The sequence below is a fragment of the Rothia sp. HMSC069C03 genome (assembly GCF_001811075.1).
Classification (GTDB): Bacteria; Actinomycetota; Actinomycetes; order Actinomycetales; family Micrococcaceae; genus Rothia; species Rothia mucilaginosa.
Window position 1 is genome coordinate 364,922 of the sequence record NZ_KZ627140.1, and the last position, 13,972, is coordinate 378,893.

At 55.0% G+C, this 13,972-nt stretch carries 7 protein-coding genes and 1 pseudogene; all 8 read left to right on the forward strand.

The window, feature by feature from the left end:
- Window positions 1-90: 90 nt before the first annotated feature.
- Window positions 91-1,782 (forward strand): protein translocase subunit SecD, encoded by a 1,692-nt coding sequence (gene secD, locus HMPREF2779_RS08600; protein ID WP_105361310.1) that lies wholly within the window; start codon window positions 91-93, stop codon window positions 1,780-1,782.
- A 2-nt stretch (window positions 1,783-1,784) separates the two neighbouring features.
- On the forward strand, window positions 1,785-2,963 hold the full coding sequence (gene secF / locus HMPREF2779_RS08605; RefSeq protein ID WP_105361311.1) for a protein translocase subunit SecF: 1,179 nt from the start codon (window positions 1,785-1,787) through the stop codon (window positions 2,961-2,963).
- Window positions 2,964-3,257: 294 nt separating this feature from the next.
- Window positions 3,258-5,735 carry a RelA/SpoT family protein gene (locus tag HMPREF2779_RS08610; protein WP_105361312.1) on the forward strand — a complete coding sequence of 826 codons (2,478 nt, stop codon included), beginning with the start codon at window positions 3,258-3,260 and terminating at the stop codon, window positions 5,733-5,735.
- A gap of 292 nt (window positions 5,736-6,027) precedes the next feature.
- The gene (locus HMPREF2779_RS08615) at window positions 6,028-7,677 is read left to right on the forward strand and encodes a type I restriction-modification system subunit M (protein ID WP_070686415.1); all 1,650 of its coding nucleotides are present in this window, start codon (window positions 6,028-6,030) and stop codon (window positions 7,675-7,677) included.
- Window positions 7,678-7,679: 2 nt separating this feature from the next.
- Window positions 7,680-8,918, forward strand: coding sequence for a restriction endonuclease subunit S (locus HMPREF2779_RS08620; protein WP_199774577.1), 1,239 nt, complete (start codon window positions 7,680-7,682; stop codon window positions 8,916-8,918).
- A 174-nt stretch (window positions 8,919-9,092) separates the two neighbouring features.
- Window positions 9,093-12,521 (forward strand): type I restriction endonuclease subunit R, encoded by a 3,429-nt coding sequence (locus HMPREF2779_RS08625; protein ID WP_105361313.1) that lies wholly within the window; start codon window positions 9,093-9,095, stop codon window positions 12,519-12,521.
- 531 nt (window positions 12,522-13,052) lie between these two features.
- Window positions 13,053-13,301, forward strand: coding sequence for a hypothetical protein (locus HMPREF2779_RS08630; RefSeq protein WP_070686411.1), 249 nt, complete (start codon window positions 13,053-13,055; stop codon window positions 13,299-13,301).
- Between the two features lie 390 nt (window positions 13,302-13,691).
- Window positions 13,692-13,972 (forward strand): annotated as a pseudogene (locus tag HMPREF2779_RS08635) (DUF6318 family protein); the annotation flags it as partial.

A 13,972-nucleotide genomic window follows, 5' to 3' on the forward strand; every position in this document is an offset into this window, starting at 1 on the left:
TATGAGCCCGGCGCCCAGTGAGCGGCGTCGGGTTTTCGCGTTACGGAATCTGTAGAACACTCAATACTATTCACACGAAGAAGGAACATTATGGCTAAGCGTTCACCGCTTGCAGCCGCGCGAGGGGCGCTCCTCTCGATGGTCCTGCTCATGGTTGTTATGGCTGCCGGTATTTTCGGCACCACCTACGCGGGAGGTTCTTGGGCACCGAAGCTCGCCCTGGACCTTTCGGGTGGTACTCAGATGATTCTTTCTCCGAAGGTCAATGGCTCTTCGGATGAGAACGTCTCCCAGGAGCAGTTGAACCAGGCGGTTGAGATTATTCGTCAGCGCGTTGATGGTGCCGGCGTTTCGGAGGCGGAGGTTACGACCTCCTTCGGCTCGGGTAATAACGTGGTTGTTTCGGTTCCCGGAACGATTAGCGCTGAGACTCGTCAGCTGATTCAGGCGTCTGCAAATATGACGTTCCGCCCGGTGCTGCTGTCTGGCGCCGGTACTGCTGTGGCTGAGGATGCCCGCACTGCGGACGATAAGCTGCCCAAGCCCTCTGCGGAGCCGACTGATGGTTCGGACCGTAACTGGATTACTGCGGACCTGTACAAGCAGTATGAGGCGAAGGACTGCACCGCGGCACGTAATGAGGACGCCGATAGTACGGACCCGACTAAGCCGATGGTGGCGTGCTCCACTGACGGTCAGGAGAAGTACATTCTGGGTCCTGTGGAGCTGAGCGGTAGCGATATTTCTACCGCAAGCCACTCGCAGGAGACGACCGGTCAGGGCGTGACTACGGGCCGTTGGGCTGTGAACATTCAGTTCAACGATGAGGCTCGTGAGAAGTTCCAGAACATTACTTCTCGCCTGAACGCGATTCGTGCACAGAACGCAAATGATCCGCGTGCCCGCTTCGCGATTCTGCTGGACGGCAAGGTGCTGTCTTCGCCGGTGTCGCAGGCAGTGATTTCTGACGGTAAGCCGCAGATTACCGGTAACTTCACCGAGCAGGAGGCGAAGGCTCTCGCTGATCAGCTCAAGTACGGTGCCCTGCCGATTAGCTTCACGATCCAGTCGGAGCAGCAGATTTCTGCGACTCTGGGTTCGGAGCAGCTGCGTGTGGGTCTGCTGACCGGCCTGATTGGTCTGCTGCTGGTGTTTGTGTACTCGCTGTTCCAGTACCGTCTGCTGGGCTTTGTCACGATGATGTCGCTGATTGTTGCGGGCATCATTTCGTATGAAGCGATTGCGCTGCTGGGTTGGGCGTTGAACTACCGCCTGTCCCTGGCTGGTGTGGCGGGTCTGATTGTGGCGATTGGTGCTACGGCTGACTCGTTCATCGTCTACTTTGAGCGTATCCGTGATGAGATCCGTGCGGGCCGCACGATCCCGTCGGCGGTGAACCACGGTTGGCAGCGTGCATCCCGCACTATTTTGGCGTCGAAGGCTGTGAACCTGCTGGCTGCTGTGGTGCTGTACGTGGTGTCGGTTGGTTCGGTGAAGGGCTTCGCGTTCACCCTTGGTTTGACTGCGATTGCTGACCTTGTGGTCGTGTACCTGTTCACCCACCCGATGCTGACTCTGCTGGCGAATACCCGCTACTTCGGTGAGGGTCACCGCCACTCGGGATTGTCGCCTGAGTCGCTGGGCGCTACGCCGCTGTACCGTGGTGCCGGTCGCCTCCGCAGCCCGGAGGAGAAGCAGCTGAGCATTGCTGAGCGTCGCCGTGCAGAGCGTGCTGCCGCTGAGGCTGACGAGTCTGCTTCTGATGAGAAGAAGGAGAGCTAAGCATGGCTACCGATGTGAAACCTAATGCTTTTGCCCGCTTCGGTAATGACCTGCATTCGGGTGCCCGCTCGTACCCCTTCGTGGGTAAGCGCCGCCTGTGGCTGCTGCTGGCTACTGTGCTGATGGCGGTTTCGGTTCTGATTCCGGCTGTTGGTGGCGGCTTCAACCTGGGTATTGATTTCCGTGGCGGTTCGGAGTTCGTGGTCTCGAAGACCGCGCACGTTGATACTGCTACGGGTGAGCGCATTATTCACGAGAAGGCGAAGGACGCTTCGGATGTTCGCGTGACCAATATTGCGCCGGGTACGATTCGTGCCCAGATGAGCAAGCTCAACGATGATGAGACTCTGCAGGTGAAGGCGGCTCTGCAGGAGGGTTACGGCGTCTCTGAGAATGACGTGACCTCTTCGTTTGTGGGCCCGACCTGGGGTGCGGATGTGACCCGTCAGGCGTTCTGGGGTCTGGTCGCGTTTGTGGTGCTTGCGCTGATTGGTATGGCGTTCTACTTCCGCACCTGGAAGATGTCGCTGGCGTCTATTGCGGGTCTGTTCTTCACCGTGGTGGTGACGGTTGGCCTGTACGCCGCGTTCGGCTTCGAGATCACTCCGAGTGCAATTATTGGTTTCTTGACGATTCTGAGCTACTCGCTGTACGACTCGGTGGTGGTGTTCGATAAGATTCGTGAGAACACCGAGGATGTGCTGGAACGCCGCGACACAACTTTTGCCGCGCAGATTAACCTGGCGGTGAACCAGACTCTGGTCCGTTCGATTAACACCGCTATTGTGGGTGTTCTGCCGGTGGGCGCGATCTTGTTCATTGGTGCGTTCATCCTGGGTGCGGGTACTCTGCAGGACCTGTCCCTGTCGCTGTTTGTGGGTATTCTGGTGGGCATGTTCGGTACGCTGTTCGTGTCTGCGCCGCTGTATGCTTCGCTGCGTTTGGGTGAGCCCCAGATTCGTGAGCACACCGCGAAGGTGGAGAGCGGCAGCTTCAAGGACGCTGAGGATGCTGACGAGGCTGAGGGTGACTCTTCGGAGGAGCCCGCCGAGGCTGAGAAGGCTGCGAAGTCTGAGAAGTCCGCAAAGTCTGAGGAATCTGCTGACAAGGCGGCCGAGAAGCCCGCTAAGAAGCCGGCACGTGCAACCATTGAGATTCACCGCGTGAACCTGAACGGTTAGCCAGCGTTCCGCCAGCGCTACTGGCGTTGCTAACGATAGGGGAGTCGATACCGAAAGGTGTCGGCTCCCCTTTAGCGTGCCCGTGCATCCGCCCGGATATTCGCTCAGAAAACGCGCTCGGGCGTGTTAAAACGTCGCATAGTTTGGCGCGTTCCAGACCGCTGGGTAGGATAAGAAGTGAAGATACTGTGCGCTCGCGTTTGAGCCTGCTGATAGCTGGTTTGGCCGGTATAGCCCTCAATGATGAGGAACCTGAGTGTGCGGCTGATTATCTTGAGCCCGAAGGAGCCCGGAATGAGTGCAGAACCTGCCGTGAACACCAACGCTGAGAACCCTGCAGGGACCGCCGAGAAGCCCGCGGTTCGGCCCGCTGGCCCGATTCCTCTGCCTGAAACTGATTCGTCTGATGCGAAGAGGAAGCGCGGCTCGCACCGCGTCATGGCTGCTGGCGGACGTGTGCCGAACCGCCTCGTCTTCGGTAGCCGCAGCAGCAAGATGGAGGCCTCCGACTCGCACGGCGGTACCATCCGTTTCTCCCCGATGATTGCGCCGGTCGTGCGTGCCGTGCGCCGCTACCACCCGGACGAAGACATCCAGGTGCTGCAGCGCGCCTACGAGGTGGCGAACCGCTGCCACGAGGGTCAGAAGCGTAAGAGTGGCGACCCGTACATCACCCACCCGGTCGCTGTGACCGCGATTCTTGCGGAGATGGGCGCGACCGGCCCCGTGCTCGCTGCGGGTCTGCTACACGACACGGTGGAAGACACCGACTACACGATGGAGCAGCTTACCGAAGAGTTCGGTGAGGAGGTCGCCTACCTGGTCGACGGCGTGACCAAGCTGGACAAGATGACGTACGGCGAGAACGCCTCCATCGAGACGATTCGTAAGCTCGTGCTGTCCATGAGCAAGGACATTCGCGTGCTGCTCATTAAGCTTGCCGACCGCCTGCACAACGCCCGCACCTGGCGTTTCGTGCCGCAGGCTTCCGCCGCGAAGAAGGCGGAGGAGACCCTGAAGATTTACGCGCCGCTCGCGCACCGCCTGGGCTTGAACACGATTAAGTGGGAGCTGGAGGACCTGTCCTTCGCCGCCATGAGCCCGGAAATTTACGCCGAAATGGTGCGCATGGTTGGCGAACGCACCCCCGCGCTCGAAAAGTTCCTGAACGAGGCGCGCACCAAGATTACGGAGCGCCTGAAAGAGGTGGGCATCGACGCGACCGTGACGGGCCGCCCGAAGCACTACTACTCGATTCATCAGAAGATGAAGACGAAGGGCCGCAGCTTCGACGAGATTAATGACATCCTCGCCGTGCGCATCATGGTTGAGGAAGAGGCGGAGTGCTACACGGTGCTCGGCCACGTGCTGTCCCTGTGGCCGTCGATGACTGGCCGTTTCAAGGACTACATTAAGAACCCGAAGAACAACAACTACCAGTCGCTGCACCTGACCGTGTACGGCCCGGGCAACCTGCCGCTTGAGATTCAGATCCGCACCTACAAGATGCACGAAGAGGCTGAGTATGGCGTGGCGGCGCACTGGCGCTACAAGGCGGCGTCGCGCGGCGAGAAGGTTGCGGCTCGTGGCGGCGCGCCCGCGAAGGACCCGAAGGAGCCGGGCACCCAGACCTCGGCGATGATGAACGTCGGCATCCTGCAGTCCATTGCCGAGATTTCGAACTCCAACCCGGAGTCGGAGAAGTTCTACGAGTCGCTCGCTGACACACTCGACACCGACGAAATCGTCGTCCTCACCCCCAACGGCGAGGCAATCGCCCTGCCCAACGGCTCCACCCCCGTGGACTTCGCCTACGCCATCCACAGTGAAGTCGGCGACCGCACCGTCGGCGCGAAGGTCAACGGCCGCCTCGTGCCGCTGCACACGGTCCTGCCCACCGGCGCGACCGTGGAGATTATGACCACGAAGAACGAAGACGCCGGACCCAGCGAGGACTGGCTGAAGTTCGTTCGCTCCTCACGCGCTCGCACGAAGATCCGCCAGTACTTCGCGAAGGAACGCCGCCTGGAGGCGTTGCTCGCCGGCCGCGAGATGCTCACTAAGAGCATGCGTAACAGTGAGCTGCCGCTGCAGAAGATGATGAGCCCGGAGATTATGACTCAGGTGGCTCAGCTGCTGCATAAGAACGATGTGGCGTCGCTGTACCGTGCGATTGGTGAGCACGAGATTGCGCCGAAGCAGGTCATTGACACCCTCGTTGAGGTGCACCGCGGCGACGAGCCGGCACCCGAGGTTGAGGTCAGCGACTTTGACGAGACGCTGCTGAAGTCCACCCGCAAGGCGATTGGTGATAACGGCGTGATTGTGCCGGGCGCTGAGGGTGTGCTGACGAAGATTGCGCGTTGCTGCACCCCGGTCCCGCCGGATGACATTATCGGCATTGTGACCCGCTATAACGGCATTTCGGTGCACCGCCGCGACTGCCCGAACATGCGTAACGCTGACGAGGAGCCGCGCGTGACGACGGTTGAATGGGCGTCTTCGCCGACCGCTACGTACCGTGTGCAGATTCAGGTGGAGGCGCTGGACCGTAAGGGCCTGCTGAGCGACCTGATTCGTGCTATTTCTGAGTCGGGCGTGAACATTCTGGATGCGCGCGTACACACTTCGGAGGATCGTACCGTGGTGGACCGCTTCGCCCTGGAGCTGGGTGACCGCTTCATGCTGGAGCATGTGCTGAACGTGGTCCGTAACGTGACGGGCGTGTACAAGGCGTACCGCCTGACCGGCGCGAAACCTTCGGAGGCATAAATACTTTTCTACGGCCAGAAGCCACATGTGTTGAACACATGTGGCTTCTCGCCGTTAAACGGGTTGGGTTCCATAATGACGAACCGGCGAGTGCGGGGTCTGAGGAACCCGTATACTGAAAGAGTTCGCGCCGCCGGGTACGAAACGGCTTGTTGAAGCTACGAACGCTCCCACGGAGTACAGCATCTAGACCGGCGCTGGCGCATGTGTACGACCGGGGCCGCACTGGTTCCGAACTTTTGACGTTTCTTCGACTGTAGAAACGATTACTGATGAGAGGTTGACCGCCCCTATGACGACGCAGTCTACGGATTCTTCCGCTACCACTGACGAACACCGTAACCGCAATACGGAGCGTGCGCAGCTGCACTCTACGATTTGGCGTATTGCGAATGACCTGCGCGGTTCGGTAGACGGCTGGGACTTTAAACAGTACGTGCTGGGTATGCTTTTCTACCGTTACCTCTCTGAGCGTCTGGTGAAGCATCTCAGCGATGCTTCGTCCGGCGGCAATTATGCAGCGCTTTCCGATAGTTTTATTGACGCTGAGGGTAAGCGTGATGTCATTAAGAATCTCGGTTTTTTCCTCTTACCCTCAGAGCTCTTTTCCTCAGTACATGCTGCTGCACAGCGTGATGATAACCTCAATGAGACCCTTCATAAGGTTTTCAAATCAATCGAGTCTTCAGCTGAGGAGATTTATTCTGAGAATAACCTAAAAGGTCTTTTTGATGATTTTGTATTAGACTCTAATAAATTGGGAGCGACTGCTACTGCTCGTCATGAGACTCTAAAAAAACTTATGGACGCTGTGGCAAAGATGGACCTTAGCTCTGATTATTCGGAGAGTTCAAATGACGCTTTCGGGGATGCATACGAGTTCCTTATGGGTATGTACGCGGCGAATGCGGGTAAGAGCGGAGGTGAGTACTACACTCCACAGGAAGTCTCAGAGCTCCTGGCAGAGATTGCTATGGACGGGCGTAATCCCCAAGATATTAGTACCGTGTATGACCCGGCGTGTGGTTCAGGTTCGCTGTTGCTAAAGTTTGCCCGCATCCTGCGAGAACGTGGTGACGAGGTTGAGATGCCACTTTTTGTAGGACAGGAGATTAACCTGACGACCTATAACCTGTGTCGCATGAATATGATTCTTCATGGTCTTGATTTGAACGGTTTCAACATTGCGCATGGTGATACCTTGATAAATCCGAAGCATCGCAGGAACCTCGAAGCGAGGGAGAATGCTGGGGATAAGGCCTATGGCCTCTACGATGCTATCGTGTCTAATCCGCCCTATTCCACGAAGTGGAAGGGCGATTCTGATCCGACCCTAATTCACGATGAACGTTATGCCCCGGCAACAGTTCTGGCACCTAGGTCGAAGGCTGACCTGGCGTTTACGATGCACATGTTGGCTTCTCTTGAAGAAACGGGTACGGCTGCGATTGTCGAATTTCCAGGTGTGCTGTACCGTGGCAATGCCGAGCGCAAGATTCGTGAATATTTACTGAAAGAGGACAGGGTGGACGCTGTAATTCAGTTGCCCCCTAACCTGTTCTACGGCACGAGTATTGCGACTTGCATTCTGGTTCTGAAGAAGAGTGCCCGTAAGGACCATTCGGTACTGTTCGTGGATGCTTCGCACCTCTTCGATAAGGGCACGAACCAGAACATTCTGGGTAAGGCGCACCGTGAGAAGATTCTGGAGGTGCTGGCGGCTCGTGAGGAGCGTGAGCACTTCTCAGCGCTGGTTCCGGTGGAGAAGCTGCTGGAGCAGGAGGCGAACCTGGCGGTGTCGAGCTGGGTTGAGCCGGAGGATACCCGTGAGCGCGTGGATATTGTCGAGCTGAATTCCCGTATTGAGGGTATTGTGGCTCGTCAGGCTCAGTTGCGCGTGGAGATTGACGCTATTGTGGCGCGCCTGGAAGGCGGCGAGTAGTCGTGGCGGACGTGATGAATTATATTGACCGCCTGGTGGCTGAGCTCTGCCCGGACGGGGTGGATTTCTACCCCATTGAGGAGCTATTCACTACCCGTAACGGCTATACTCCGTCTAAGTCCAACAGCAGCTATTGGGAGAACGGAACTGTTCCCTGGTTCCGCATGGAAGACATCCGTGAAAATGGTGGAGTCCTATCAGAAGCCATGCAGTCCGTTCATGAAAGCGCTTTGAAAAAGGGTGGCATGTTCCCCGCTGGTTCAATCATCGTGGCAACTTCTGCAACGATTGGTGAGCATGCGCTAATCAACGTAGATTTTCTGTGCAATCAGAGGTTCACTGTTCTGACCCCTAAGGAAGAGTTCAAGAGCCTTCTGTTGCCTAAATTCCTCTACTACTATTCGTTTGTTCTGGATCGTTGGTGCCTTTCGAATACTACGCAGTCCAGCTTTGCCAGCGTGGATATGAAGCGTTTCAAGAAGTTTGAGTTTCCTGTTCCGCCGCTGGAGATTCAGGAAGCGCTTGTTGAAATTCTCGACAAATTCACGAACCTGGAAGCGGAGCTGGAAGCGGAGCTGGAAGCGCGTACTCTGCAATACGAGTACTACCGTGATTCACTCTTCGAAGCCCTCGACTGCCCCCGCGTTCCTCTGGGATCTCTAGGAACTTTTGTTCGTGGAAATGGGCTGCAGAAAAAGGACTTGCAGGAATCTGGAAATCCTGTCATTCACTACGGTCAGGTCTTCACCCGCTACGGATTGCACGAGGATAAGACTTTGTCGTATGCCAACGATGAAGTCTATAACAAACTTCGAAAAGCCGAAAAGGGAAATCTTGTCATTGCTACGACCAGTGAGAATGACGAAGATGTCTGTAAAGCTCTAGCTTGGCTTGGAGAAACGCCTGCAGGTATCAGCGGAGATGCATACATCTACCGTCATGAGATGAACCCGAAGTATGTTTCATATTTCTTTACAACTCATGATTTCCATCGGCAGAAGCTTCGCCATATTACCGGTACAAAAGTTCGACGAGTATCGGGAAAGAATCTTGAAACAATCGAGATTCCTCTCCCCAGCTTGGAAGAGCAGCAGCGCATTGTCGATATTCTCGACCGTTTCGACGCCCTAACCAGCAGTCTCTCTGAGGGTCTACCTGCAGAGCTCGCGGCGCGTCGCAGCCAATACGAGTACTACCGCGACCAGCTACTTACCTTCCCCCGCAAGGGCGACAACCAGTAGCCACCCGCGCATCAAACTGCGCATCACGCGCGAACCCCGTGCATAGGCGGCACCCGCAACCCCTGCACGGGCCCCGCACTTCAACCGCACTCAACAACCCAAACTCAAACTAGCCGGGCTCACCAACCCCGAGCCCAACCGTCCATATTCCACCCCTACACAAAGGAGTACCCCGTGGAAACTGTACCCAACTACCCCTATCTCTCTGAAGGTAGCCGTGACCGGGTCCTCACTAGCGACACCTATACTGTTATCGGTGACCGTGAAAAGGCTCCTGGTTATGATGAATGGAAGACTGCACAGACCCTCCATAGTTCAGCTCAAACTGAATCTCAACTTGAACGCGAACTTATTAGGGTTCTTAGGGCCCAGGGATATGAATATTTACCGCGACTCACCGACGAAGCCGCACTCATCCGCAACCTGCGCGAACAGCTCGAACGCCTCAACACCCGCCCCGAAGAAGGTGCTTACGGCCCCAATAGCGGATTCCACTTCAGTGACGAAGAATTTGACCGCTTGCTTAACCGGCATATTGCTCGCTATAACGATGGCATCCTTGAGAAGGCTAAGCTCATTCAGGAGGAACGTCGTATCAACTTCTATCTCGACGACGGTACCCCACGCAATATAATACTCATCGATGCCGTTAACCCTGCACGCAACCGCATGCAGGTCATCAACCAGTACCGTGTACCCGATGACCAAGGCAAAACCCTGAACCGTTACGATGTAACCATCCTCATCAACGGTCTGCCCCTTGTACATATCGAGCTCAAAAGGCGTAGCATCTCCATTCGCCGCGCCTTTCAACAGATTGAACGCTACCAGGGAGAGGGTTTTCAACAAGATACCTACCGTCTTTTCGAATACGCCCAAATCTTTATTATTAGCAATGGTGTAGACACTAAGTACTATTCCAACACCGTACGTCACAAGCACATCGAAGATCAGCGGAAAGCCAGCCGCAAGGTAGCCTCCGGCGGCTCCGCGGGCAAGAGTTTTGAGTTCACTAGTTATTGGGCGGATTCAAAAAATAACCGTATTGGTGATTTGATGCTTTTCGCCCGTACCTTCCTGAATAAGCGAACTATTGCAAATATCCTCACTCGATACTGCATTCTCACTGTAGATGAAGACCTGCTCGTCATGCGTCCCTACCAGATTGCGGCAACCGAGCGAATCATCAACCGTGTCGAAATTGCCAACAATGACCCCAAGCGCCTCGGTACCAAGGAAGCCGGCGGCTACATCTGGCATACCACCGGCAGCGGTAAGACCCTCACGAGTTTCAAAACTGCACGCCGCCTGGCAGAAACCGGGCTCGTCGAAAAGGTCATCTTCGTCGTGGACCGCAAGGACCTCGATTACCAGACTATGCTCGAATACAATAACTTTCAGGCAGACTCCGTTAGCTCCACCGGTAGTACCCGTGAACTCGGCGAACGCCTCGCCGACAGCGGAACCGGCATTGTCGTCACCACCATCCACAAGCTGTCCAACCTAATCTCTGCTGAACCCAAGCATCCTGTCTACCGTCAGCGTGTAGTTATCATCTTCGACGAATGCCACCGCTCTCAGTTCGGCGCAATGCACCGGTCTATTCGTAAGCGTTTTACTAAATACAGCATGTTCGGCTTCACCGGTACCCCCATCTTCGACGAAAATTCCGCAGGAGGCCCCGGTACCACTACCGTAGAAATCTTCGGAGACCGGCTACATTCATACACCGTTGTGGACGCTATCAACGATAAAAATGTACTGCCTTTCCATATGGAGTACACCATCACAAATGCAACCTACAGCGATGAAGAGAAAAGCGCATACCAATTAGAGTGCATTATGGAGGGCAGTGAGCAACCAAATCCAAAAGATATCGAGAAGTACCTCCAATCTAAAGAAGCTCTTGAAAACCCTCAACGAATTGAGGCTATTGCAACCTACATTCTGGATAACTATGACCGGAAAACTAATCAGCGTGCAGGTCGTAATTATGACCTTAAACGGATTAGAGATATCACTGATCCTGTTACTGGTGCAAAATCCAGGGAACCCTATACTGTAACAGTTCGCGGTTTTAACTCAATCCTGGCAACCTCCTCAATCGATGCTGCCTGCACCTACTACGACACCATCAACACCCTGCAAGAAGAACGTATCGCAGACGGTGTACTCGACCCTGCCAAAAAGTTGAAGGTTGCCATCATCTACACGCAGGGCAACGGTTCGCAGTTGTTCGACACCTTCGGCGAGGAAGAAAACTATGAATTTCCCACCGCGGGTAGCGCAGAACAGAACCGCATGGCAGGCTTCCTCGAAGACTACAACACTATGTTCAGCACGAATTTCAGCGCTGATGGTAAGTCCTTTGACAATTACTATAAAGACGTCTCTCGCCGTATGAAGACACGCGAATTAGACATGCTCATTGTAGTAAATATGTTCCTGACCGGTTTTGATTCTAAGACCGTCAATACTCTATGGGTCGATAAGAATCTCAAGAGTCATGGTTTGGTCCAGGCTTTTAGCCGTACGAACAGAATTCTAAACTCTCTTAAGCCTTCCGGCAACATTGTATGTTTCCGTGATTTGGAAGAAGCTACGAATGATGCTTTTGCCCTCTACGGTGACTATACTGCTGGCGCGAATGCTGGAAGTGGCTTGGAAACTCCGTGGAATATTGTGCTTACCCGCCCATATAAGGAAGCCCATATTGAGTACTGTAAGGTCGTAGATGAGCTCCGTGAAGAATTCCCTGTAGACGCTGGAGGAAATATTATTGCGGATACTCCGGAACAAAAAGTACGCTACGTTGAACTCATTAACCAGGTACTTACCCTACAGAATGAGTTGGAAGTCTTTGATGAATTTATTCGGGATGGAAGTGCTCAGCTAATTAGTGACTACGATATGCAAGGCTATCTGGGTAAATATAACGATATTCGTGAAGAAGCACGTGAAGCACGTGATTATGACGGCGAACTTACCAACCCAGATGGAGGGGATGAGCTAGGTCCTGATCCTTGGTACGACCAGATAACCTTTGAAGTGGAATTGCTTAAACAGCAGAACATGGACGTCTACTTTATCTTGGAGCTGGTCGCCAAAGCGCGTGCTGAGCGTGATAATGCTAGGGATCAGAAAGAATCGCAGGAATACACTGAACGTCGCATTGAAGAGTTCCGCAAGATAGTTCATCGTGCTGTCCGCAGTGATAATGAGCTGCGCAATAGCGGCGATATTATTGAAGACTATTTTGAAAAGTACCTTACTGAACCGACTGTAGACGCAGAAGGGTCGGAAGACGTACATGAGCGGTTCCGTATCTACGTAACTGAACGTCGAGTTAGTGAAGAAGATTTCATCGTTCAGGAGGAAGAGCTAAAGCGCGAAGAAACTCGGCGTGTAGTCAATCGTGCGTTGCGTGAAGGAAACCGAAGCATTATCGGTAAGGTTAGTCGTCTCATTAAGAGTAAGATGTCGTTCTTCGGAGGCGCCTTGGGAGGTCCTGACCTTGAAGATGCCGCAGTTAAACGCCAGCGCGTACAGAATAAACTGGAGAAGCACATTGGCCGATTCATGCCGTTCCTCGGCGGCCGCTAACCTACTGTATCAGTGGTAGTCCGCGGTAACCAGCGGTAATTCGCCCAGAAGCCACATGTGTTTCGAAAAGCCACTTCTTTGGTGGCTTCTCGAAACACATGTGGCTTCTCGCCGTTAAGCGGGGGAAGGGGTGGACAGCATCAACCCGGCTCTACGCTACTGATTAGCCCCTCTGCACAGCGCCGATTTTCGGTCATGAGTTAGTGACTTTGGTGGGGGTTAAAACCCCAGCCCAGAGTCACTAACCCATGGTCGAAGTCCGTAACTCATGACCGAATTTCCGCCCGGTGTGTGGGAGGCGGGGCAACGGCGCACGGGAATCAGGCCCATCGCACCTAATCTTCCGCGCGGCGGGGGAGTTTGGCGGGGGAGTGCGCCTCCAGAAAGCCCCTTGTCACCCAATATTTTTTGGTGTTTTTCTGGCACAGGGTGGTGCAGCCCCTTATCTTGTCAGGGCTGCCCCGTACCTTTGGTGGTAGAGAACAACGACGCGTTCTCACCCACTCCGCCGAGCGACCAAAGGAGCCCCTCATGTACACGGTTGGTTACTACAATGACGAAGACTTCCGCGCCTTCTACTCCGGCCAGGACGCCGCCAACATTGACGACTTCTTCACTGACAACGGCGAATACCTCATGGTGTACCTGCCGGAGGTGGCCGACCGCGAGTTCCTCGCCGGCCTCCGCTACGGTAACGGCTGTGACGCTCTCTGCCAGAGCGGATACGCCCTCGACGAGGCGGAAGAGGCACTTCGCGACATGTATGCGCTCGCCGTGTAGCCCTCCCACCTGTCACAGATGGGGATCCGGTCATGAGTTACGGATTCGTGCCATAGGTTAGCGTCTTTGGTCGTAGTTAAAAACCATGGTCGAAGACGCTAAACCATGGCACAAATTCTGCCGGGGCGGCGCCTCCGTGGACGCAGAGATATTTGATGCATAAAGCATTGATGTGTCCGAATAATGACGTTCAGATACTATTGCACTCAAAGCAACACAAATAGACACAAAGATGCGGTAGGGTGGTAACTGTAGTGTTCCATAACGCATTGATGCGTTTGTTGGGTGCGCTACGGGGCTGTTTTCCTTCCGGTGGTCAGCTTAACCTGCGAATAATGGCCCGACATGCACATATATCACACCGTCACCGATGATAGGAGCGTATCTTCTATGGATTCGACCATCTTTAATCGCCGTACCCTGCTGGGCAGCGGCGCACTTGTGGGCATTGGTGCCCTGCTTGCAGCCTGCGGCCAGCAGGCAAATAACGAGGCGGCAGCCACCGCCTCCGCCGCGCCGAGCGAAACCGCTTCGGCTTCTGCGGCGGCTTCGGAGTCGCCTTCGGCAAACGCAACCCCGTCTACTGTCCGAGGCTATTCGGGTGGTTCGAAGGCGCCTGACGGCGAGTATCGCCCTGCTGATAAGTACGGTCCGGCGCAGAATGTGCCCAA